At 54.9% G+C, this 21,028-nt stretch carries 18 protein-coding genes; 17 read left to right on the top strand and 1 reads right to left on the bottom strand.

The window, feature by feature from the left end; genetic code table 11:
- Nucleotides 1-4 precede the first annotated feature (4 nt).
- The 6 genes from ACLHIJ_RS03420 to ACLHIJ_RS03395 all read left to right on the top strand — a co-directional run bounded on the left by ACLHIJ_RS03420 (nucleotide 5) and on the right by ACLHIJ_RS03395 (nucleotide 7,206).
- Nucleotides 5-550, top strand: coding sequence for a DivIVA domain-containing protein (locus tag ACLHIJ_RS03420; protein WP_411296073.1), 546 nt, complete (start codon nucleotides 5-7; stop codon nucleotides 548-550).
- Nucleotides 551-565: 15 nt separating this feature from the next.
- Nucleotides 566-1,786 (top strand): 1-deoxy-D-xylulose-5-phosphate reductoisomerase, encoded by a 1,221-nt coding sequence (gene dxr / locus ACLHIJ_RS03415; protein WP_411298471.1) that lies wholly within the window; start codon nucleotides 566-568, stop codon nucleotides 1,784-1,786.
- Nucleotides 1,787-1,794: 8 nt separating this feature from the next.
- Nucleotides 1,795-3,081: a M50 family metallopeptidase gene (locus ACLHIJ_RS03410; RefSeq protein ID WP_411298470.1), complete on the top strand. Its 1,287-nt coding sequence runs from the start codon at nucleotides 1,795-1,797 to the stop codon at nucleotides 3,079-3,081.
- A gap of 263 nt (nucleotides 3,082-3,344) precedes the next feature.
- On the top strand, nucleotides 3,345-4,481 hold the full coding sequence (gene ispG, locus ACLHIJ_RS03405) for a flavodoxin-dependent (E)-4-hydroxy-3-methylbut-2-enyl-diphosphate synthase (protein ID WP_411298498.1): 1,137 nt from the start codon (nucleotides 3,345-3,347) through the stop codon (nucleotides 4,479-4,481).
- Nucleotides 4,481-5,335: a GNAT family N-acetyltransferase gene (locus ACLHIJ_RS03400; RefSeq protein ID WP_411296077.1), complete on the top strand. Its 855-nt coding sequence runs from the start codon at nucleotides 4,481-4,483 to the stop codon at nucleotides 5,333-5,335. Before ispG ends, ACLHIJ_RS03400 begins: the two co-directional genes overlap by 1 nt.
- 83 nt (nucleotides 5,336-5,418) lie before the next feature.
- Complete coding sequence (locus ACLHIJ_RS03395) at nucleotides 5,419-7,206, top strand: proline--tRNA ligase (RefSeq protein WP_411298497.1); 1,788 nt, start codon at nucleotides 5,419-5,421, stop codon at nucleotides 7,204-7,206.
- Between the two features lie 675 nt (nucleotides 7,207-7,881).
- On the opposite strand, the gene ACLHIJ_RS03390 is transcribed toward ACLHIJ_RS03395, so the two are convergent.
- Nucleotides 7,882-8,715, bottom strand: a complete 834-nt coding sequence (locus ACLHIJ_RS03390; RefSeq protein ID WP_411298469.1) for a hypothetical protein — start codon at nucleotides 8,713-8,715, stop codon at nucleotides 7,882-7,884.
- Nucleotides 8,716-8,753: 38 nt separating this feature from the next.
- Here ACLHIJ_RS03390 and rimP point away from each other — a divergent pair, with 38 nt between their 5' ends.
- The 11 genes from rimP (at nucleotide 8,754) to ACLHIJ_RS03335 (ending at nucleotide 21,023) form a co-directional block, all read left to right on the top strand.
- A complete protein-coding gene (gene rimP, locus ACLHIJ_RS03385) occupies nucleotides 8,754-9,203 on the top strand; it encodes a ribosome maturation factor RimP (RefSeq protein WP_411296081.1) in 450 nt (149 codons plus the stop codon).
- A 17-nt stretch (nucleotides 9,204-9,220) separates the two neighbouring features.
- Nucleotides 9,221-10,225, top strand: a complete 1,005-nt coding sequence (nusA, locus tag ACLHIJ_RS03380) for a transcription termination factor NusA (protein ID WP_411296083.1) — start codon at nucleotides 9,221-9,223, stop codon at nucleotides 10,223-10,225.
- A gap of 56 nt (nucleotides 10,226-10,281) precedes the next feature.
- Nucleotides 10,282-10,584, top strand: coding sequence for a YlxR family protein (locus ACLHIJ_RS03375; RefSeq protein WP_411296084.1), 303 nt, complete (start codon nucleotides 10,282-10,284; stop codon nucleotides 10,582-10,584).
- 91 nt (nucleotides 10,585-10,675) lie between these two features.
- Nucleotides 10,676-13,519 carry a translation initiation factor IF-2 gene (gene infB, locus ACLHIJ_RS03370; protein WP_411298468.1) on the top strand — a complete coding sequence of 948 codons (2,844 nt, stop codon included), beginning with the start codon at nucleotides 10,676-10,678 and terminating at the stop codon, nucleotides 13,517-13,519.
- A gap of 125 nt (nucleotides 13,520-13,644) precedes the next feature.
- Complete coding sequence (gene rbfA / locus ACLHIJ_RS03365) at nucleotides 13,645-14,070, top strand: 30S ribosome-binding factor RbfA (RefSeq protein ID WP_411298467.1); 426 nt, start codon at nucleotides 13,645-13,647, stop codon at nucleotides 14,068-14,070.
- Nucleotides 14,071-14,092: 22 nt separating this feature from the next.
- A complete protein-coding gene (gene truB / locus ACLHIJ_RS03360; RefSeq protein WP_411298466.1) occupies nucleotides 14,093-15,157 on the top strand; it encodes a tRNA pseudouridine(55) synthase TruB in 1,065 nt (354 codons plus the stop codon).
- 64 nt (nucleotides 15,158-15,221) lie between these two features.
- Nucleotides 15,222-15,551, top strand: a complete 330-nt coding sequence (locus ACLHIJ_RS03355; RefSeq protein ID WP_411298465.1) for a hypothetical protein — start codon at nucleotides 15,222-15,224, stop codon at nucleotides 15,549-15,551.
- A 3-nt stretch (nucleotides 15,552-15,554) separates the two neighbouring features.
- Nucleotides 15,555-16,541: a bifunctional riboflavin kinase/FAD synthetase gene (locus tag ACLHIJ_RS03350; protein ID WP_411298464.1), complete on the top strand. Its 987-nt coding sequence runs from the start codon at nucleotides 15,555-15,557 to the stop codon at nucleotides 16,539-16,541.
- Nucleotides 16,542-16,826: 285 nt separating this feature from the next.
- The gene (gene rpsO / locus ACLHIJ_RS03345) at nucleotides 16,827-17,096 is read left to right on the top strand and encodes a 30S ribosomal protein S15 (protein ID WP_411296092.1); all 270 of its coding nucleotides are present in this window, start codon (nucleotides 16,827-16,829) and stop codon (nucleotides 17,094-17,096) included.
- A gap of 228 nt (nucleotides 17,097-17,324) precedes the next feature.
- Entirely contained in the window at nucleotides 17,325-19,643 is a 2,319-nt protein-coding gene (locus ACLHIJ_RS03340) for a polyribonucleotide nucleotidyltransferase (RefSeq protein WP_411296094.1), read from the top strand.
- A 66-nt stretch (nucleotides 19,644-19,709) separates the two neighbouring features.
- Nucleotides 19,710-21,023 (top strand): M16 family metallopeptidase, encoded by a 1,314-nt coding sequence (locus ACLHIJ_RS03335; protein ID WP_411296096.1) that lies wholly within the window; start codon nucleotides 19,710-19,712, stop codon nucleotides 21,021-21,023.
- Nucleotides 21,024-21,028 lie beyond the last annotated feature (5 nt).

Below are 21,028 nucleotides of genomic sequence, written 5' to 3'. Positions count from 1 at the left end.
AGGCATGGCACATACGTTTAAGCGGACGGGGACATTGCGCGCAGGGTACAACCCGGAGCAAGTGGACGCATTTCTGGCTCGGGCGAAACGCGCCTATTCTGGGGACAGCTCGGAAGATATTACAGAAAAGACGGTGCGCTCGTGTGCCTTTGGCTGGGTGCGTAATGGATATGATCCTTACCTGGTAGATGCCGCCTTGGATCGCTTAGAAGCGGCTTTTGTGCAGCGACGTCGAGCGAAGATCATGGATGAGCACGGCGAGAAGCGCTGGTTGGAGGAGACGTACGCCCAGGCGCAGACCTTGTATCCGCGATTGTTGCGCCCTGCCGGAGAACGTTTCGCCGACGCCTCAGATACTGGCTACTCCAAGAACGAAGTAGATGCATTGTTGAGCAAGATCGCTGCGTACTTTGATGCTGAAGCCGAGTTGACGTCTGAGGATATTCGTCATGCCACATTTTCTGCGGCGCGTGGGGCAAAAGCGTATGACGAAGCCGTTGTTGATGTCTTTCTTGACCGCGCTGTTTCTGTGCTGCTATCCGTCGAATAATCTGTGGTATCGCTTATGCGTGACGTCGTTATTCTTGGCTCAACCGGATCAATTGGCACTCAAGCGCTGGAGGTGATCGCCGATCATCGTCAGGAGTTTCGTGTTCGAGCGCTAGGGGCTGGGGGCGGTCACTTAGCACTTTTGGCTCGGCAAGCTGCAGATTTTCATGTTGATGTGGTGGGGATTGCCCAAGAGAAAGCCACAGAGTTTGCGCAGCTATGGTCAGAGCTTTTCCCGTCTTTACCCCAACCGCAGATCGTTGCCGGAACTCAGGCAATGACGCACATTGCGCAGATGTTGACGGGAGATAGTGAAAGCTCCGGTGTCGTGCTCAACGGCATCACTGGATCCGTAGGCTTGCGCCCGACCTTGGCGGCCTTGCGTAGCGGGGCTACGCTTGCCTTGGCCAATAAAGAATCCTTAGTGGCAGGCGGATCTTTGGTGCGTCAGGCAATGTCCTGGCCAGGGCAGATCGTTCCGGTGGATTCTGAACACAGTGCGCTCGCGCAGGCTTTGCGCGGTGGACGTCATGAAAAAGGGCTGACCTCACCCGTCCTATCGGGTCATAGTGAAGTGCGCCGGCTCATCCTCACGGCATCCGGTGGACCATTCCGCGGTAAGACGCGAGATGAGTTGCGCGAGGTGACGGCACAGCGAGCTTTACAGCATCCGACGTGGGATATGGGCCCAGTAGTAACGATCAACTCCTCAACCTTGGTAAACAAAGGCTTAGAACTGATTGAGGCGGCATACCTGTTTGATATGCAACCACAAGATATTACGGTGGTAGTTCATCCGCAGTCGGTGGTACATTCCATGGTGGAATTTTGTGACGGCTCAACCGTGGCGCAAGCATCACCGCCAGATATGCGCCTGCCTATCGCTTTGGGGCTCTCGTGGCCGGATCGCTTAGATACGGTGGCTCGCCCGTGCGCCTGGGAGGAACCCTGTGCATGGACTTTTGAACCCTACGACCATGAGGTGTTCCCTGCCATTGATGTGGCGCGGCAGGCGCTCGCAACTTCTGCCTTACATCCGGCGGTATTCAATGCTGCCAATGAGGAATGTGTGGCGGCTTTTGTGGCGGGGCGTATTGGGTATTTGGATATTGTCTCCACCGTCAGTGAGATCGTGGAGACCTTTGAAGATGCTGGAGAATTGAGCGTGGCAGCAGTGGAAGCGGCTGAGGATTGGGCGCGGCAGGCAGCTCATCAGCGGTTTATGACAGCAATTTAAGGCGTAGGATGTACATTCTCGGAGTTTTGGTTCTCATCTGCGGCATCGTGATTTCGGTTGGAATTCACGAAGTCGGGCATCTGTATCCGGCGAAGCGTTTTGGCGTGAAAGTCTCACGATATTTCATTGGCTTTGGGCCGACGCTATTTTCTCGCACGATCAATGGCACAGAATACGGGATTAAAGCTATTTTGTTGGGCGGATATGTGTCGATTGCAGGCATGTTGCCCCCAGCAAAGCCCGGGACTCGGATTTACACTCACAAAGGTCAACTCACACTTGCTGAGGAAGCTCGTCAGGCTTCCGCTGAAGAGATTGGACCCGGAGAAGAAGATCAGGCATTTTGGCGTTTACCTGCACGCAAGAAGCTTGTGGTTATGTTCGGTGGGCCGCTAACGAATGCGGTAATTGCCTTGGTATTGCTGACGATCGTTATGTCCACGATGGGAATGTCGACGTTGACGACGACCATTGGCTCAATCCAACCGTGCGTTCATGGCTCTGAGTGTTCTGCCCATGATCCACATAATCCGGCTACTCCGGCGGCCCTATCGCAGTTGCAGGTGGGTGATACGATCCAGGCGTGGGGTGGTGTGCCGGTGGAGAACTGGGATGAGTTGTCGGCTGCGATTGCTGCTGGTGGGATGCAGGAGCTACCTGTTTCTATCATTCGTGACGGAAAGCCGATGACAGTGCAGATTACGCCGATTGATCGGGCACTGTTAGGTACGGATTCTGCTTCCCAATCTGATGATTCAGCGACGCAGCATCGTCCGTATGTCGGAATTTCCCCGACGGTGGAACGTCAGCGGGTTTCCCTTACACGAGTACCGGCGCAAGCTGCGGATATGACGCTGGCAACTGCGGGAATCCTCGTCAAGCTCCCAGTGAATCTGTGGAATACCTCGGTGGCTTTGTTTTCCGATCAGGAACGTGATCCAAATTCCGCTATTGGAATCGTCGGAGTTGCAGATCTTGCTGGGAATATCACCGCAAGCGGTAATGCGCAGTATTCGGGGATGGATCGGCTGGCAGATTTGCTGATGTTACTGGCTTCGCTCAATATTTCCTTGTTTTTATTTAACCTCATTCCACTGCTTCCGTTAGATGGCGGGCATATCTTGGGGGCTGTGATCGAAGGAAGTAGGCGTCATATTGCGCGGTGGCGGGGGCGCCCTGATCCGGGTGCATTTGATACGGCGCGGCTTACCTCCTTATCGAATATCGTGTTTATCTTGTTGATTGGAATGACGATATTGCTTGTGGCTGCTGATATTTTCAAGCCAGCTTTTTGATCTGCCGGCACTGGGTATGGGGATAGAGCTGAGCTACTGTTTTCCGCTGTGAGATGGAATGACGATCTGCTCCAGTATGGGCAGATATGTAAGTGGATATGAACTGCTATTGGCGTATGTGAGGCGATACTGCGGCTAGTAGACCCTGGTAAGAAACGTCGGTACAACACATATTCGGATTGTGGCTTTTCGGACGGTGAACCTGCGTGAAGAGTGAGAGATTAGGTGAGATAATCACATTCGTGAATACAGTTTCGCTAGGTATGCCCTCAATAAAAGACGCTCCGGCTGTGATTGCGCCCCGGAAAAAGACTCGCCAGATTACCGTAGGTGATGTGCGTGTTGGTGGTGACGCACCTGTTTCCGTTCAATCCATGACCACAACAAAGACGCATGACATCGGTGCGACCTTGCAGCAGATTGCGGAGCTCACTGCCGCTGGCTGCGATATTGTGCGGGTTGCGTGCCCAACCGATAAAGACGCTGAAGCACTTGCTGTCATCGCGCAACAATCCAATATTCCGGTGGTGGCAGATATTCATTTTCAGCCGCGGTACGTTTTTGCTGCTATTGAGGCTGGCTGTGGTGTGCGGGTTAATCCTGGAAATATTAAGAAATTCGACGATCGTATTCCGGAGATTGCGGCAGCGGCAAATGCCAATGGCACAGCTATGCGTATCGGTATTAATGCCGGGTCGCTTGATCCGCGTCTGTTACAAAAATACGGCAAAGCCACTCCGGAGGCTTTGGTGGAATCGGCGGTTAATGAGGCTCGCCTATTTGAGGACGCTGGATTCTATGATTTTGCCATTTCCGTTAAGCATCACGATCCGGTGGTGATGGTGCGGGCCTATCAACTGTTATCCGAAGCGGGGGATTGGCCTTTGCATTTAGGGGTAACAGAGGCGGGGCCGCAGTTCCAGGGGACGGTCAAATCCGCGGTCGCTTTTGGTGCGTTACTTGCACAGGGGATTGGCGATACGATTCGAGTTTCTTTGTCGGCGCCGCCTGTTGAGGAAGTTAAAGTTGGCGAGGAGATTTTGCGCTCCTTAGGTTTGCGCGAGAAGAAGCTGGAGATCGTCTCATGCCCTTCGTGTGGGCGGGCGCAGGTGGACGTCTACACTTTGGCAAATGAGGTCTCTGAAGGATTGAAGGATATTACTTTCCCCTTGCGGGTGGCCGTGATGGGCTGTGTCGTCAATGGTCCAGGTGAGGCACGTGAAGCAGATCTGGGAGTGGCCTCAGGCAATGGCAAAGGGCAGATCTTTGTGCGTGGGACGGTGGTTGATACTGTGCCGGAAGATGAGATTGTTCCGACGTTAATTGCCCGAGCGAGAATCGTGGCACAAGAGATGGGCCTCGTATCAGATCCAGATGCGCGCCCTGAGGTGATTTTCTAGTGTTATGGCGACGCCGAGCACTGACGATGCGCCGTTTGGGCGCATACGATCGCAGCGCGGCGCTCGCCTTCTTAGATCGCGATCCGGTATCCACGATCTTGGCGCGGGTGCCATTGGCAGAGGCGAGGTCTTTGCGTCCGGCACACGCTTTAGGATTATTTGATGCTCAAGGGAATCTGTGCGCACTGTGTTGGCATGGTGCCAATCTTGTGCCCTGTGGTTTTGACGAATCCGGATTGGATATTTTAGCCAGAGAGATTCGTCAATCACGTCGGATTTTCAGTTCAATTGTGGGTTCGGCAGATCAGGTCATGGGATTGTGGCAGCGTATTGAGCATCGTTTTGCCCGTCCGAGAGAGATTCGGGATAATCAGCTATCAATGGTGTACGGCGGTCAACCGTGCGTTGCGCCAGATCCGGCGGTGCGATTAGCTGAAGTGGGCGAGGGCGCGCTTATCGTTCCGGCATCGGTGAGTATGTTTATCGAAGAAGTCGGTTATGATCCGCGCAGTTATGGTGATATGTATGCGCGGCGAGTCCATGAGCTGGTGCGAACGGGGCGCACGTTTGTTCGCATGGGGCGCGATGTGCGCGGCGAGGAGCGTGTGGAATTCAAAGCGGATATTGGAGCTTTGGGTGGTGGCGTGGCGCAGATCCAAGGGGTGTGGACGGCTCCAGATGTGCGGGGGCGCGGCATTGGTGCGGCTGCGATGGTGAGCGTCGCCCAGGAGATCCAACGTCGGATTGCCCCAACGGTTTCGCTCTATGTCAATGATTACAATTTTGCTGCGGTGCGGGCCTATGAGAAAGCTGGCTTTATTCAAGTAGGGCAGTACGCCACGATTTTGTTCTGAATTACCTATTAGTTCCGAGCAGGTTTTCCTGGACGTCTTTCTTGTTGTGGCGATGGGTTCGCTACACTAAAGACGTGTTTAAGATGTCAAAGTCCTTTATTAAGACCCTGCGTGAGGATCCTGCTGACGCGGAGGTCGAGTCCCATAAGCTGTTGGTGCGTGCCGGATATATTCGCCGCACTGCTCCGGGCGTGTACACCTGGCTGCCCTTAGGTTTGCGCGTCTTACGTAAGATTGAGGCGGTTATCCGCGAGGAAATGGATAAAGCAGGCGCACAGGAGCTGCTTTTTTCAGCATTGCAGCCGCGTGAACCCTACGAAAAGACGGGGCGTTGGGATGAGTATGGCCCGAACTTGTTCCGTCTGCAGGATCGCCGCGAGAATGATTACCTTTTAGCTCCGACGCATGAGGAAATGTTTACGTTGGCGACGAAAGATATGTGTTCGTCGTACAAGGATTTGCCGCTGGTGATTTACCAGTTCCAAACGAAGTTCCGCGATGAGGCACGCCCTCGTGCTGGCTTGTTGCGAACCCGTGAGTTTGTCATGAAAGATGCGTACTCTTTCGATGTGAATACGGAATCCTTGGCTGCTTCCTATCAGCTTATGCGCGATACCTATGAACGGGCTTTTACCCGTCTGGGCTTACCGTATGTTATTTGCCGGGCAGTGGCTGGGGCGATGGGTGGCTCTCATTCGGAAGAATTCCTCATGCCGTGCGCGATTGGTGAAGATAGTTATGTGGTCTCTGACGGTGGGTATGCCGCCAACGTAGAGGCTGTTACGACGCCTGATCTCGGGGACGTGGATTTTAGTTCAATTGGTGATCCGGTTGATATTGATAGCCCAGATGCGAAGTCGATTGAGCGCCTGGTTGAGGTTGTCAATGCCGCCTATCCGCGGGCAGATCGGCTCTGGGAAGCGGCCGATATGTTGAAGAACGTTGTCGTGGTGGCCACCTATCCTGATGGTGAGCGCGAACTGATTGTGATTGGTATTCCTGGTGATCGGGAAGCAGATCTGAAGCGAATTGAGGCGCAGTTGGCACCGGCAGAAGTCGAGATGGCTACGGCTGAGGATTTGGCTGCACATCCAGAGCTGGTTGCTGGTTATATTGGGCCGCGGCATATTGGTCCGAATTCTCCTAAGCGCACCTATGACGATAATGGTGTGGCGCACGGTTCGGTTCGGTATTTTGTTGATCCGCATATTCGTCGTGGGTCGGCGTGGATTACGGGTGCAGATCGGCCTGAGTGGCATACCGCGAATATCGTCTTTGGGCGTGATTTTGAGGTTGACGGGACGATTGAAGCGGTTGAAGTGCGCGATGGTGATCCAGCACCGGATGGTTCAGGCCCGCTGCGTATGGAACGCGGTATTGAGATTGGGCATATTTTCCAGCTTGGGACGAAGTATGCTGACGCGCTGGGTCTGACGGTACTTGATGAAAATGGTAAGACCCGTGTGGTGACGATGGGATCTTATGGTATCGGGGTATCTCGTTTGGTTGCTGCGCTTGCTGAGCTAAATCATGATGAGCGTGGTCTAGCGTGGCCGGCGCTGATTGCTCCAGCAGATGTTCATATTATTGCCACGGGTAAAGATGAGCAGATTTTCCATACGGCACAGAGTATTGCTGAGGAATTGGATAGTCAGGGTATCAGCGTTATCTATGATGATCGCCCACGGATGTCGGCGGGTGTGAAGTTCACAGATTATGAGCTGATCGGTGTGCCGCGAGCCATCGTGGTGGGGCGCGGGCTTGCTGACGGTCAGGTGGAGCTGCGAGATCGACGCGCTGGGGAGAACATCTCAGTGCCGGTTGATGAGATCGTTAGCCGTGTGATCGAAGATGTGCGATCGGTGCGCTAACTAATTGCGCTAGCCGCGCTGTTTATGTGTTGCGTTACTAAACATGCCGTAAACCAGCAGGTAGCGAGCTAAGTTGGGCTGAGCGGTGCCTCCCGTAGCCGATATGATACGGGAGGCACCGCTGTATTCTGCCTCAGCATGGTTCGTCAGATATATCGGATAGCTTGTTGCGGGCTGTCTCGTCAGAACAGTGTATGGTCTGTGCGTCTCGGTGGCGGCTGCGGAACCGTCACGCCTATAGAACCTGTGTAGAGCCCTCTGTACCGGAAAATTGCCCTGTGGCACGGGTCGTGAATAAGAGCGAGACGTATCTCGGGGGGGGGGGGGGGGAGAGAGAGAAAAAAAGAGAGGAGGGAAAAGAGAGGAGAACGGGGAGCAAACAGAAAGGCAAATTCTGGTGGTTGGTGCAACGCGCGTTAGTTGGTTCGTCGTTGATTGCCTGCGTTTTGGTAGTGCGTCCTAGCTTAGTGTTTTCTAGGGCTTTGGTGGAGTTCGTTTGCGCTGTGCTGCACGATAACGCCTGGTAGGGGCATGGCAGTAAAACCATATTGCTGCACGGCGTTTTCCTTAAAGCTAATTATTGAAAGAACGCCCGGAACTGGTAGCACCTCTCGCGGGTATGTGCTTTGCGTTAGGCGCCCGCTTTCTTCTTCTTCTTCTTCGGTAGCTCAGCCCTTAGTTACTGGAGCGTACTAATCCAGGTAGCGCGGCTATCGGGGGAGCATCTGGATAATCGTGGTAGAGATGGCACACAAAAGACGCGATATGTTGGCGATCTGTTGCAGGTGCCTGCTGAGCAGCCAGGCTTAACTGCTGTGTGAGAACGTCGTAACTATCAGTGAGGGGATCATGCGAAGGCGGTGGGGCAAGAGCTGGGCGAGTATCCGATCCGCCAGAAGCAATCTGGGCATCCAAAAGAGCACTAAGTAAAGCGATTCGCGCTAGCGGGAGGTCGCGCTGGCCAATTTGCATGTGGGATGCCGGAATCTCAAGCCACTGGCGGGCGATTTCAATATTTTCTACAGCAGCATCGTTGCTCAGGGCGCGCCCTACGGTGAGCAAATCGTATGTCCCGCACTTCTCAGCGCTGGAGACGGACTGAGTATAGGCCGATATTCCGATGGCAACGGCGGTTGGTCCAGCTGAGGAGGTGAGTGCTTCGTTTGCAAAGGAACTCAGTGCGGCCGGCAACGTCGAGTAGGAAGCAGTAGGTAATTGTGGGTTAGCTTGCCCTTCGGGAGCACCCTGCGGCCACGGGACCCATACTCCGCCTAGCGCCGATACCCATTCTGTCGCGGTTGAGTGCATATTTCCGTCAGACATATCGGCGATCTGTTGGGCATGGACGGCGAGTTCTTGCCGTGCTTCCTCGCTACTATCGAGGGTCGGCACCTCAGGATCGTGGCTTATATGGGTGCCAGTAATGACCATTACGAGCGCAAAGATTCCAATACCGATCACGAGGCTGCCAATAAATCGCAGCGTTGACGCGTGTGTAGAAAGTGGCATAACTTTATCCTGCCATACGGCACGGGTAAGCTGTGACTATGGCAAAAGAACGCGAAATCGCCGATTTACTTCGTCCGGTTATCCAGGAGGCAGGGTTATACCTGGAATATGTGCGGGTAGTGCGCGCTGGAAAGCGTACTATGGTGCGGGTAATTGTTGATCTTCCGGAGGGGCCTGGCGGCATTACTCCTGATAGGCTCACTGAGGTTTCGCGAGCTATTTCAGCAGTAATGGATCAAGAAGATCCGATTGCCGGCGCATATACCCTGGAGGTCAGTACGCCAGGAGTGGATCGGGCGCTGCGTGAACCACGGCATTTCTCGCGGGCGCAGGGGCGTAAAGTTGCAATAACGCTGAGAAGTGGGCAATCGCTTATTGGTGAGGTGCTGGAAGCAGCGAGTGATAGTGTGAGTATTGCCGATGAACACGGTACTCAGATGGTTGCTTATGAAGATATTTCGGCTGCCAGTGTCGTTGTGGAGTTTTAGGAGCTTTAGGAGCTGACATGGATATCTCGATGAATGAGTTGCGGATTGTTGAATCCGAACTCGGGGTGAACCTTGATGTCTTGCTTGGCGCTATCCAGGATGCCTTGCTTCATGCCTACTTGCGGGTGCCGGGCGCGGTCAAGGGCGCGCGTGTTGAGCTAGATAAAGCGACGGGCTCTTTTGTGATTTGGGCGCCAGAGTTTGACGAGGACGGAAACGTCGTCGGCGAATTTGATGATACTCCCAACGATTTTGGTCATATTGCGACGTCAACCGCCCGTATGGTGATTAATCAGCGACTGCGAGACGCGGAGACTGCTCGTATCCTGGGCGATTTCCAGGATAAGCAGGGCAAAATTGTTGCTGGCATCGTCGAAGGGCCTGCAGGTAGCCATCCGGATTCGCGCGATCTTTTCGTTGAATTAGGTGAAAATCATGGGCTGTTGCGCGCTGAGGAACAGATTCCAACGGAACGGCTCTCTCGCGGGGATTTAGTTCGGGCACTCGTCTTAGATATTTCTGTTTCATCAAATGGGGCTTCGATTCGGCTGTCTCGCACGCATGACGATTTTGTGCGTCAGTTATTTGCCTCGGAAGTTCCAGAAATTGCTGACGGTACGGTTGAGATCGTATCGCTCGCCCGTGAAGCCGGGCATCGCACGAAAATTGCGGTGTGGTCATCGAATCGCGCTGTTGCGGCGAAGGGATCGTGTATTGGTCCGAATGGGCAACGAGTGCGGGCAGTAACAAAAGAATTGCATGGCGAGAAGATCGACATTATTGATTACGACGATGACCATGCGACTTTTATCGCGGCCTCGCTATCTCCGGCAAAGGTTGTTCGGGTTGATATTCTCAACGCTGATACTCGCCAAGCACGAGCAATTGTGCCAGACGATCAAGCCTCGCTAGCGATTGGGCGGGAGGCTCAGAATGTGCGCCTAGCTGCTCGGCTAACGGGATGGTCAATCGATATTCGCAAAGAATCGGAAGATCCTATTTCGCTGCGGTCAAGCGATTAACCTCACGAGAACGCATACGTGGTTTGTCGCACTCATTCAGGTAGACTCATCCACGTATGCCTACACACACTGACTATCGTTCGCCGTGCCGTCGCACGTGCATTGGATGTCGGCAGGTAGGCGAACGCCGTGACTTGCTGCGGTGGGTTGTCATAGAACAGGTCGTGTACCCCGACCATGATGCCTGCCGCCCAGGGCGCGGAGCGTGGGTTCACCCAGTGCCAGAGTGCGTATCGCGGGCGCTGCACCGTAAAGCTTTTGATTGGGCTTTTCGCTCCCACGTCGATACGAGCCATGTTTATGCGTGGCTCGCCAACCAGCAGGAGGACGCTGAGCGTCCCAGAGATGAAAGCGGGTAGGAAAGCCGATGGGCACCCGATGAGTACCCAGCGATGAGCTGTCTGCAAGAGGTCTGACGCCACTGCGCGCGGACCATGATGAAGGAGAAATGTGGCTAAGGTCCGCGTACATGAGCTCGCCAAAGAGATTGGCGTCACCAGCAAGCGTTTGTTGGAGGTGCTGAAAGAAAACGGCGAATTCGTCAAGTCGGCGTCCTCGAGCATCGAGGCCCCGGTCGTGCGTCGTGCGCACGAATATTTTGAATCACATCCCGAAGAACTCAAGAAAGCTCCGGCTCGAAAGAAGTCGGCAGCTAAAGAGCCAGAAGCTGCCCCAGAGCAGAAAGCTGAGCCGAGTGCGCCACCCGCACCGGCTACTGTGGAAACGGCAGCAGAGGCTACCCCGAAAGCAACATCAGTTCCCACCCCTGGTTCGCTACGAGAGCCGAATCCTGCGTCGGCTGCTAAACCTACGGCGGCTAAACCAGGGCCGGCTCGCTCGCGGGTTGCGAAACCAGGTCCGAAACCGGCAGCGCCTGCTGCGCCGGCTACTCCAGCCGCCCCTGCAGCCCCGCGTGAAGATGTCTCGGCACCTAAAGCTCCCAAGGCGAAACCATCTCGCGCTTTTGTGACCCCTGGTGAGGCAGCGAAGTCAGCCCGAGCTGCGCGAGAAGCAATGCCACGCCCACAGCAGCGCCGCGGCGGGCAGCGTCCTGGAAATTCTCCTTTCGCCTCTCGGCAGGGGATGGGCGTGCGTCGGCCTGGAAATTCCTCGTCGCATCCGCGGCAAACAATGCGTAACGAAGAGTCGAATACGGAACGTCCGAAGCGGTCAAATCGGCCGAATAATGCCGCATCGCGGCCTTCGCCGAATATGATGCCGGATCAGATCCAAGCTCCTAATGATTCGTCGCGCGGTCCAAGTCGTGGAGGGCGCGGGCGTCCAGGTGGAAATAATCGTTCTGGCGGCGCACCGCAGACGGGTGGAGGAAGCTTCGTTCGTTCGGGCGGCAAGGCTCGCGGTGGATCAACTGCTGGAGCTTTCGGTAAGCAGGCTGGTCGTGGTCGGCGTAAGTCGAAGCGAACCAAGCGGCAAGAGTTTGAAGAGCAGCAGTCACCGACCTTAGCAGGCGTTCAAGTTCCACGCGGCAACGGTCAAGAGGTTCGGGTGCGCGCTGGCTCGTCGTTAGCGGATTTTGCAGAGCGTATTGATGCGAATCCGGCAGCTTTAGTTACTGTGCTGTTCCGCATGGGAGAGATGGCAACGGCAAATCAGTCGCTCGATGAGGATACTTTCCAGCTACTAGGCGCAGAATTGGGCTATGACATCAAGATCATGAGTCCGGAGGACGAGGACCGTGAGATCCTTGAATCTTTCGATATTGATTTGGACGCTGAACGAGCTGAAGAAGATGACTCAGATCGCGAGAAGCGCCCGCCAGTAGTGACGGTGATGGGCCACGTCGATCATGGTAAGACGAAGCTCCTTGACGCCATTCGCGATGCGGATGTGGTGTTGGGAGAAGCCGGTGGCATTACGCAAAACATCGGTGCATACCAGACGCATGTGACGATCGAAGGCGAACGCCGGGCAATTACCTTCATTGATACTCCGGGTCACGAGGCATTTACTCAAATGCGTGCTCGGGGTGCGGATGTGACTGATGTGGCGATTCTTGTCGTGGCGGCTAATGACGGTGTCATGCCGCAGACTGTTGAAGCGATCAATCACGTTCAGGCGGCAAATGTGCCTATCGTGGTTGCGGTTAACAAGATCGACGTGGACGGCGCAAACCCGCAGAAGGTTCGTTCTCAGCTCACGGAGTACGGTCTAGTTGCTGAAGAATATGGCGGCGATATTCCGTTTGTGGATATTTCTGCAAAGCAGCGCATCAATATCAATGAGCTGCTGGAGACGGTATTGGCCACCTCCGATATTCTTGTGGAGCCGAAGGCCAACCCGCATAAAGCAGCTCGTGGCGTTGCGATTGAAGCAAAGCTCGATCAAGGCCGCGGCTCGGTTATTACTGCATTGATCCAAGATGGAACCTTGCGCGTGGGCGACTCCATCGTTGTAGGAACGGCACACGGTCGAGTTCGAGCGATGACGGACGAGCACGGCAACAGCGTGACGGAAGCTGGTCCGTCGCGTCCGGTACAGGTCCTCGGTTTGACTTCTGTGCCAGGCGCTGGCGATCAACTGATCGTTGCTGATGATGACCGCACGGCTCGGCAGATTGCGGAACGCCGTGAAACGGCAAAGCGTGCAGCCACTTTGGCTAAGCGTCGTAAGCGTATCTCGCTAGAGGATCTGACAGCCGCTATTGAAGAAGGCAAGGTCGAGACGCTCAACCTCATCATCAAGGGTGATTCTTCTGGTTCCGTTGAGGCGCTGGAATCGAACTTGCTCGATATTGAGGTCGGTTCGGGCGAGGTCGAGCTTAACGTCATTCATCGTGGTGTTGGCGCGGTAACGCAATCGGATGTGGATTTGGCTACCGTTGATAGCGCAGTCATTATCGGCTTCAATGTTCGACCGGCTGAGCGCGTTCAAGAGATGGCAGATCACGAGGGCGTTGAGATGAAGTTCTACAACGTCATCTACGACGTCATTGACGAGGTGGAAGCCGCCCTGAAGGGCAAGCTCAAGCCGATCTACGAAGAAGCTGTGGTGGCAAATGCTGAGATCCGCCAGGTATTCCGTTCGGGTAAGTTCGGCAATATCGCTGGTTCGATTGTTCGCAGCGGAACGATTACTCGTGGTCATTCGGCTCGCCTCATCCGCGACGGCGTCGTTGTTGCCCCTGGTCTAACTATCGTCTCCTTGCGTAGGGAGAAAGATGACGTGACGCAGGTTCGTGAAGGTTACGAATGTGGTATCACCATCGGATATAACGATATTCGCGAGGGCGATATTATCGAGACTTTCGAGATGCGGGAAAAGCCGCGCGATTAAAACGAAAGTATCGTGCTAGGCACACTCAGAGAATGCGGGACGCATGAATGTGCGTCCCGCACCTCACATGAGCTGGGGTAAAAGCTCACTTTTACGAGAAGATACAGACGGGAAGAATACGTAATATGACGAACCAACGTGCGCAGCGCGTCGCCGATCAAATCCAGCAGATTGTCGCGCGTATGCTGACCTCCAAACTCAAGGACCCGCGCTTGGGCATGGTGACGATTACCGATGTACGGGTTACTGGAGATCTGCAGCATGCCAGTATCTTCTACACCGTCATGGGAGATGAGCATGCGGTACGCCAATCCGCAGCCGCTTTGGAATCTGCCCGTGGTTTGATCCGTTCTCATGTTGGCAAACAGTTGGGTCTGCGGTTGACGCCAAGTATTGAGTTTATTGTCGATGCCTTGCCAGATTCTGTGCAGTCAATGGAAGAGCTACTTGCTGCAGCCCGATTACGTGATGAGGAGATTCGCCGCAACGCCCAGGGCGCGGTTCCGGCTGGGGATCCTGATCCGTACCGGAGTCATGAGCATGACGAATAACTGAGGAAAAGGGATAACGTAAGTGGGGCGCAAACAAGACGCAGAACACGGCGAGCGCAGTTCCTCGTCGGCAAAACCGCGTCGCGTTATGCCGTGGGGTGATTTACCCCGTGGTTACCCGACAGATCCGGGACTGTTATTAGTTGCCAAAGATAGTGGTGTTACCTCCCATGACGTTGTTGGTGCGGTGCGGAGACTGGCAGCGACTCGGCAGGTTGGGCATAGCGGCACTCTTGATCCGATGGCAACTGGTTTACTGGTAGTGGCAATCGGTCGTGCTACCAAGCTGATCCAATACCTTGGTCAGGTGGATAAGAGCTATCGTGCGCGGATATGCTGTGGCGTCTCCTCGTCAACCGAGGATGCAGATGGCGTGCTGTATCCCGATGAGAATCCTGTGTTAACCGAGCCTGACGTATATGACGATGAGCGCCTTAGCCTGGCTATTGATGCCGTAATAGGGGAATTAACTGGCAATATCATGCAGGTACCTTCGGCGGTTTCTGCGATTAAGGTTGCTGGTCGTCGGGCCCATGAACTAGTTCGTTCAGGGCATGAGGTAGTTTTAGCTCCTCGGCCAGTTTGTATCCAGAGTTTCACCCGCTGTAGCCCTATTGAACGTAGCACCTTGGTGGTGCAGGGGCGTCGCGTGCCAGTTGTTGAGTTTGAGGTTGACGTCACCTGCTCTGCGGGAACGTACATTCGTGCCCTCGCACGCGATCTTGGTCAGCGGCTGGGAGTGGGGGCGCATTTGCGTTCCTTACATCGGTGGCGAATTGGTCCGTGGGATGTAGAAGAAGCGTTTTCGATTTCCCAGTTAGCGCTCATGACGGAGAATTTGCCGGTTATTCCACTGGAGCAGATCTGCCGTGACGTTTTTCCAGCTATTGCGGTAAATGAGGATGAGGCGCGTCGTCTTAGCGCAGGGATGTTCATTGATCGGCGTGAACCAACTGGTCATGCGCTGCGCACTGGGCAATGGCCCGCGGTTGCCTGGTGTGATTGTGATCCGGTGGCGCTTGTCTCGCCTCGCGCTGGGCAATTAAAACCAGACTTACAATTAATGCAGACGAGGAAAGGAATATAGGGCTATGGTGCCATCGGGATGTGGATGTTCAGGCCACCGCAGGGAAGAAACAGCTAGTTCTCCAGTGGAGTCAGTCTCGGCGCAGGAGAATGCTCAGCAGGTATCGCAGCCAGATACGTCACATGCATTGTCAGGTACTCAGGTGCCGGCAACTTCCGGATGCGGTTGCGGTCACCGCCATCATCATAGGAACGTGCAGCGGGAGACCGCGCGGGCGCAGGAAAATTCGGAACACTCTCAGGCGGCAGCTTCTGGGCAAGATCCGGCGGCGCTGGAGGGGCAGATGTGCGGCTGTGGGCGTCGGCGTCGTATGGGGCGTCATGCAGGTGATACCCGTGTTATTCCTGATGATTTCTCCCAGGGGCGTCCGCAGCTCGGATTGCGTGGCAAGTAACTCGTGGATGTTCGTTATTGCCCACCTGATCCGCAGGTAGGCCCATCCGTCGTGACCATTGGAATCTTTGATGGATTCCATAAAGGTCATCACGCCATCGTGCAAGAAACCGTGCGCATAGCTCGTGAGCGGTCAATTCCAGCGGTTGCTTTGACCTTTGAACCGCATCCGAGGGCAGTGCATTGCCCCGAACATCAATTGCCGATGATTACCACCTTGGCAGATCGACTATCGCGGCTAGAGGCGGCCGGAATAGATATTGTTGTCATCCAAAAATACGATTTGGCTTATGCTCAGACGACTCCGGAAGCCTTCATCCGCGATCAGCTTATTGGCCAGCTTGGAGCTCAGGCGATTGTTGTCGGGACTGACGTGCGATTCGGGCGAGATAATGCCGGCGATGGTGAGTTCTTACGGAACTATTGCCAGAACTACGGGGTAGATGTGTATCTGTTGGCTGATCTGGTTTCTGGCAGCGGTCGCCGCTACTCATCCACCTGGATTCGAGAGCTCCTGGATGCCGGTAATGTGCGTAAGGCGGCGAAGATTCTGGGTCGTCCACATCGCCTGCGTGGGGTTGTCCAGCATGGTTTTAAGCGGGGGCGAGAACTAGGATTTCCGACGGCGAATCTGCCGAGCGACGGAATCGGTGAGGTGCCCTGTGATGGGGTCTATGCGGGATGGCTGGTGCGCATGGTGCCAGACTCTACCGCGACGGTGTTGCTACCAGCGGTCATTTCCATTGGGTCGAATCCGCAGTTTAATGCGACGCAGCGAACAGTTGAAGCCCATGTGCTAGGGCGCAGTGATCTGAACTTATATGGGGAGGATATTGCGATAGATTTTGTTGATTACGTGCGGCCAATGATGAAGATGGACAGCGTGGAGCAGTTGCTGACCCAGATGGATGATGATTTGCGTAAAACTGCGCAGATTCTCGGAGTGCCGGTGTCCTATCGAGTCAATCCCAGTGACGTCACTGCCGGTTAATCTCTTAATAAGCTGCTAATGCTCCTAATGAGATGCTGACGGCGAACGTCTCTACGGTCGGTGCGCGGCAGTGAGCCTATGTGAATGTATTGGCTGGATGACGTAAACAGAGATCAGTGGCGCACATAATAATTAGGCTTCGAGGTCAAGATCACCTTTGCGGGTAGCAGGCCGACGGAATGTGCATGTTAGGCTAGATGACGCCGTTCGATCGGCCACGGAGTGTCATCGCTCAGGAGAACCAGCCCTGGGCTCCGTGCAACGAGTAGAAGAAGGAGAAAGCGTATGGCTCTGTCTCAGGAACGTAAGGACGAGATCATCAAGGAATATGCGATGCATGAGGGCGATACCGGCTCTCCGGAAGTGCAGGTTGCCCTGCTTTCCGCTCGTATTGCTGAACTTACCGAACATTTCCGTTCGCACAAGCACGATCACCACTCACGTCGTGGTCTGATGCTGTTGATCGGTAAGCGCCGTCGTCTGCTGGGCTACTTGGCCAGTGAAGATATTGAGCGTTATCGGTCGCTCATTAAGCGCCTCGGTTTGCGCCGATAATTGTTGCCGACCCGCTCCATTAGGGAGCGGGTCGCTGCACGTTAACTGGCGCGTATTGGGTTTGCGGCGCGTGCTGCCGAATTACTGAGGCGGGGATCCGCGCGAAGCAGCGTTCATAAAATAGAAGTACAAGAGAAGGTGTCCGTCGGTCCTCGGTTGTGGTAACCGCACACAGATGGCGTTTATGACAATCGATGGCCGAGGGCAAAACATACAGAAGGAGATCCTATGGAGGGTCCAGACGTGAAGTTTGCCGAAGCCGTCATTGATAACGGTGAATTCGGTACTCGCACGATTCGTTTTGAAACAGGTCTGCTGGCTCGGCAGGCTGCTGGCTGTGCATTGGCTTATCTTGACGGCGAGACTGTTGTCATGTCGGCAACTGCGGTATCTAGCCAGCCGAAAGAGCATTTTGATTTCTTCCCGTTGACGGTGGACGTTGAGGAACGTCAATATGCAGCAGGTCGGATTCCTGGTTCGTTCTTCCGTCGGGAAGGGCGTCCAGGTACGGAAGCAATCTTGTCGGCTCGTCTGATCGACCGTCCGTTGCGTCCGGCATTCGTTAAGGGCTTGCGCAATGAAGTTCAGGTTGTAGCAACCGTTTTTGCGGTGCATCCGGATGATGCCTATGATGTGGTGGCAATCAACGCCGCATCCATGTCCACGCAGCTTTCGGGTCTGCCGTTCTCTGGCCCAATTGGCGGTGTGCGTCTGGCCCTTATTGAAGGGACGTGGGTTGCTTTCCCACGCTATTCGGAGCTGCCGCGCGCCACGTTCTCGATGGTGGTAGCCGGTCGGATTGTCGGTGACGACGTCGCGGTGATGATGGTGGAAGCAGAAGCAAGCGATCATGCGTTGGCCAATATTGCTGCCGGTGGCGCTACGCCGACGGAAGCGACGGTCGCTGAGGGTCTAGAGGCTGCTAAGCGCCACATCCGCGTGCTGTGCGAGGCACAGCAGGAATTGGCTAAGGAAGCTGGCAAGGATACTCAAGAGTTCCCGCTTTTCCCGCCCTATGACGAGGCAGAATATGAGGCTGTAGGAGCGAAGCTGGAGGGTCGCTTTGACGCATTGTGGGGTATCGTCGATAAGCATGAACGCGACGATGCGCTCAATGAGCTGACGAATTCGATCGTGGCAGAGCTGATCGAACAGTTCCCAGAGCGGGAGCAGCCGCTAGCTTTGGCGATCAACGATCACTGGAAGAAGGCTATGCGTCGGCGGGTCCTGACGGAGGGAATCCGCATGGATGGTCGTCGTCCCGAAGAAATCCGGACGATCACGGCGGAAACTCAGATCCTTCCGCGGGTGCATGGCTCGGCATTGTTCCAGCGCGGTGAGACGCAGATCCTCGGTGTAACGACCCTGAACATGCTCAAGATGGAGCAGCAGCTCGATAATCTGTCTCCCATTACAGCAAAGCGCTACATTCATCATTACAACTTCCCGCCGTACTCCACGGGCGAGACGGGTCGAGTTGGTTCGCCTAAGCGCCGCGAGATCGGGCACGGCATGCTCGCTGAGCGCGCGCTGGTTCCGGTGCTGCCCTCGCGGGAAGAATTCCCGTATGCAATCCGTCAGGTTTCCGAGGCCTTGGGATCGAATGGTTCGACCTCAATGGGCTCGGTGTGTGCCTCGACCTTATCCCTCCTCAATGCGGGTGTTCCGTTGAAAGCTCCAGTTGCGGGTATCGCGATGGGTCTTGTTTCGGGCGAGATTGATGGCGAGCAGCGTTACGTGGCATTGACGGATATTCTCGGCGCTGAAGATGCTTTGGGGGATATGGACTTCAAAGTAGCTGGTACGCGGGATATGGTGACGGCTTTGCAGCTCGATACGAAGCTTGATGGCATCCCCGCTGCAGTTCTGGCTCGCGCCCTGCAGCAGGCCCATGAAGCTCGGATTGCCATCCTTGACCTCATCGAACAGGCCGCTCCGGAAGTTGGCGAGATGGCACCGACGGCTCCACGCATCATCTCAGTCAAGATCCCAGTTGATAAGATCGGTGAAGTCATTGGCCCTAAGGGGAAGATGATTAACCAGATCCAGGAAGATACTGGGGCTGAGATCACTATTGAGGATGACGGCACGGTTTACATCGGTGCGGATAACGGTCCGGCTGCTGAAGCGGCACGTCAGACGATCAACGCAATTGCTAATCCGCAGATGCCAGAGGTCGGTGAACGTTTCGTGGGTACCGTCGTTAAGACGACCACCTTCGGAGCATTCGTCTCATTATCTCCGGGTAAGGACGGCTTGCTGCATATCTCGCAGATTCGTCGATTAGTTGGCGGTAAGCGAATCGACGCGGTTGAGGACGTCCTCAATGTTGGCGATAAGGTTGAAGTCGAGCTGGCAGAGATTGATCAGCGCGGTAAATTGACGCTACATGCCGTTCTCACCGAGGAACAGCTTGCTGCGGAAGCTGAGCAGGCTGAGGAATCCTCAGAGGATGAGCGCCCCCGCAAGCGTCAGCGGCGCGATGGTGGCGAGCGTCGTCGTCGGCGTACCCGCACCCGCGAGAACGATACTAGCGACAACGAATAATCGTAGGTAATAATCCGGTGAGGGGCGCGGATGCGTCCCTCACCGGCATATTTGTAGGTGACATGCATGGCTGTAGATTTGACTGGCGGAGCTGGTGAGGAACTACTTTTTGATGAGGACGGGATTGCGACACGACGCAGCGTATTGCCTGGTGGTATCCGTGTACTAACCGACTATGTTCCGGGGCAAAAGTCAGTGGCCGCTGCTTTCTGGGTTGGAGCTGGGTCACGCGATGAGGCGTCGGGAGCGGAAGGATCGACGCATTTTCTTGAGCATTTGTTGTTCAAGGGCACCCAAACTCGTTCAGCAGTGGATATCTCCACATTAGGGGATTTTCTTGGGGGATCGCTCAACGCGGCAACCTCTCGTCAGTTCACCGAATACTACGGGCATGTATTCTCTGGCGATCTGCCTCAACTTCTTGAGTTACTTGTCGATATGTTCGTCCATTCGACCTTGGATCGCGAGGCGATGGAGCTGGAGCGGGGAGTCATCATTGAGGAACTGGCAGCCAGTGATGATGACGTCAGCGAGTGTGCAGAAAATGCGATTATGGGTCTAGTTATGGGGGATCATCCGCTTGCTCGACCAGTTGGCGGAACGATTGAGACGGTTCGCGCGCTACAGCATGACCACATGATGCAGCATTATCGAAAGAATTACCGTTCAGAGGAACTGGTGGTGACTGCGGCAGGCGATGTTAACCACAACGAGCTGTGCCAGATATTGTGTGCGTTGCTTGATAGTGCTGGATGGAATCTGTCAGATGGTCAACTCCCACAACCGCGTCGTCGCGTTGCTGATGTGCAGTACACATCGGGGTGCAGGCGTTTTATTGCCAAGCCTGGGCGGCAAAGTGCGGTGGTGGTTGGTGTTCCCGGCTTGCAAGTTACTGACTCGCGGATAACAACATTGAATATGTTGGAGACGATCCTTGGCGGCGGGCAGTCCTCGCGTCTGTTCCAGGAAGTGCGCGAGAAGAAAGGCCTTGCTTACGCCACTTTTGCATGGTCTTCGGCCTATCCGGAGGGCGGTGTTTTTGCGATGGAATCGCAGTGCGCTCCGGAGAATACGGGTGAGGTTCGCCGGATCATGACGCAGTGTTTACACGATATTGCGGAACACGGGGTAAGCGAGCATGAGGTAGAAACCGCGTTTCGTCAGTATCGTGCCCAGGTCGTGTTCTCGGCAGAGGCACATTCTTTCCGGCGTAATCGGCTGGGGCAGGCGGAGTTGATCCGCGGGCAATTGCGCACAATTTCCGAGCTTTTAGATGAGGCGCGAGCGGTGACGGCGGCAGATATTCGTCAGTTAGCCGAGGATCTTGCACAGCGTCCACAATCTGTTGCTGTAGCTGGTCCGGAAGAAGCAAGGTCGTAGACTAC

Origin of the sequence: Trueperella sp. LYQ141 (assembly GCF_046599555.1) — a bacterium.
GTDB lineage: Bacteria > Actinomycetota > Actinomycetes > Actinomycetales > Actinomycetaceae > Trueperella.
Note: the sequence above shows the minus strand (reverse complement) of the source record. Positions and strands in the feature narration are given on the sequence as shown.

Excerpts from the sequence above, each read along its gene's own strand:
- ACLHIJ_RS03420 (WP_411296073.1), top strand. The coding sequence starts at position 5 with ATGGCACATACGTTTAAGCGGACGGGGACATTGCGCGCAGGGTACAAC.
- dxr (WP_411298471.1), top strand. The coding sequence starts at position 566 with ATGCGTGACGTCGTTATTCTTGGCTCAACCGGATCAATTGGCACTCAA.
- ACLHIJ_RS03410 (WP_411298470.1), top strand. The coding sequence starts at position 1,795 with ATGTACATTCTCGGAGTTTTGGTTCTCATCTGCGGCATCGTGATTTCG.
- ispG (WP_411298498.1), top strand. The coding sequence starts at position 3,345 with ATGCCCTCAATAAAAGACGCTCCGGCTGTGATTGCGCCCCGGAAAAAG.
- ACLHIJ_RS03395 (WP_411298497.1), top strand. The coding sequence starts at position 5,419 with ATGTCAAAGTCCTTTATTAAGACCCTGCGTGAGGATCCTGCTGACGCG.
- ACLHIJ_RS03390 (WP_411298469.1), bottom strand. The coding sequence starts at position 8,715 with ATGCCACTTTCTACACACGCGTCAACGCTGCGATTTATTGGCAGCCTC.
- rimP (WP_411296081.1), top strand. The coding sequence starts at position 8,754 with ATGGCAAAAGAACGCGAAATCGCCGATTTACTTCGTCCGGTTATCCAG.
- nusA (WP_411296083.1), top strand. The coding sequence starts at position 9,221 with ATGGATATCTCGATGAATGAGTTGCGGATTGTTGAATCCGAACTCGGG.
- ACLHIJ_RS03375 (WP_411296084.1), top strand. The coding sequence starts at position 10,282 with ATGCCTACACACACTGACTATCGTTCGCCGTGCCGTCGCACGTGCATT.
- rbfA (WP_411298467.1), top strand. The coding sequence starts at position 13,645 with ATGACGAACCAACGTGCGCAGCGCGTCGCCGATCAAATCCAGCAGATT.
- rpsO (WP_411296092.1), top strand. The coding sequence starts at position 16,827 with ATGGCTCTGTCTCAGGAACGTAAGGACGAGATCATCAAGGAATATGCG.
- ACLHIJ_RS03340 (WP_411296094.1), top strand. The coding sequence starts at position 17,325 with ATGGAGGGTCCAGACGTGAAGTTTGCCGAAGCCGTCATTGATAACGGT.
- ACLHIJ_RS03335 (WP_411296096.1), top strand. The coding sequence starts at position 19,710 with ATGGCTGTAGATTTGACTGGCGGAGCTGGTGAGGAACTACTTTTTGAT.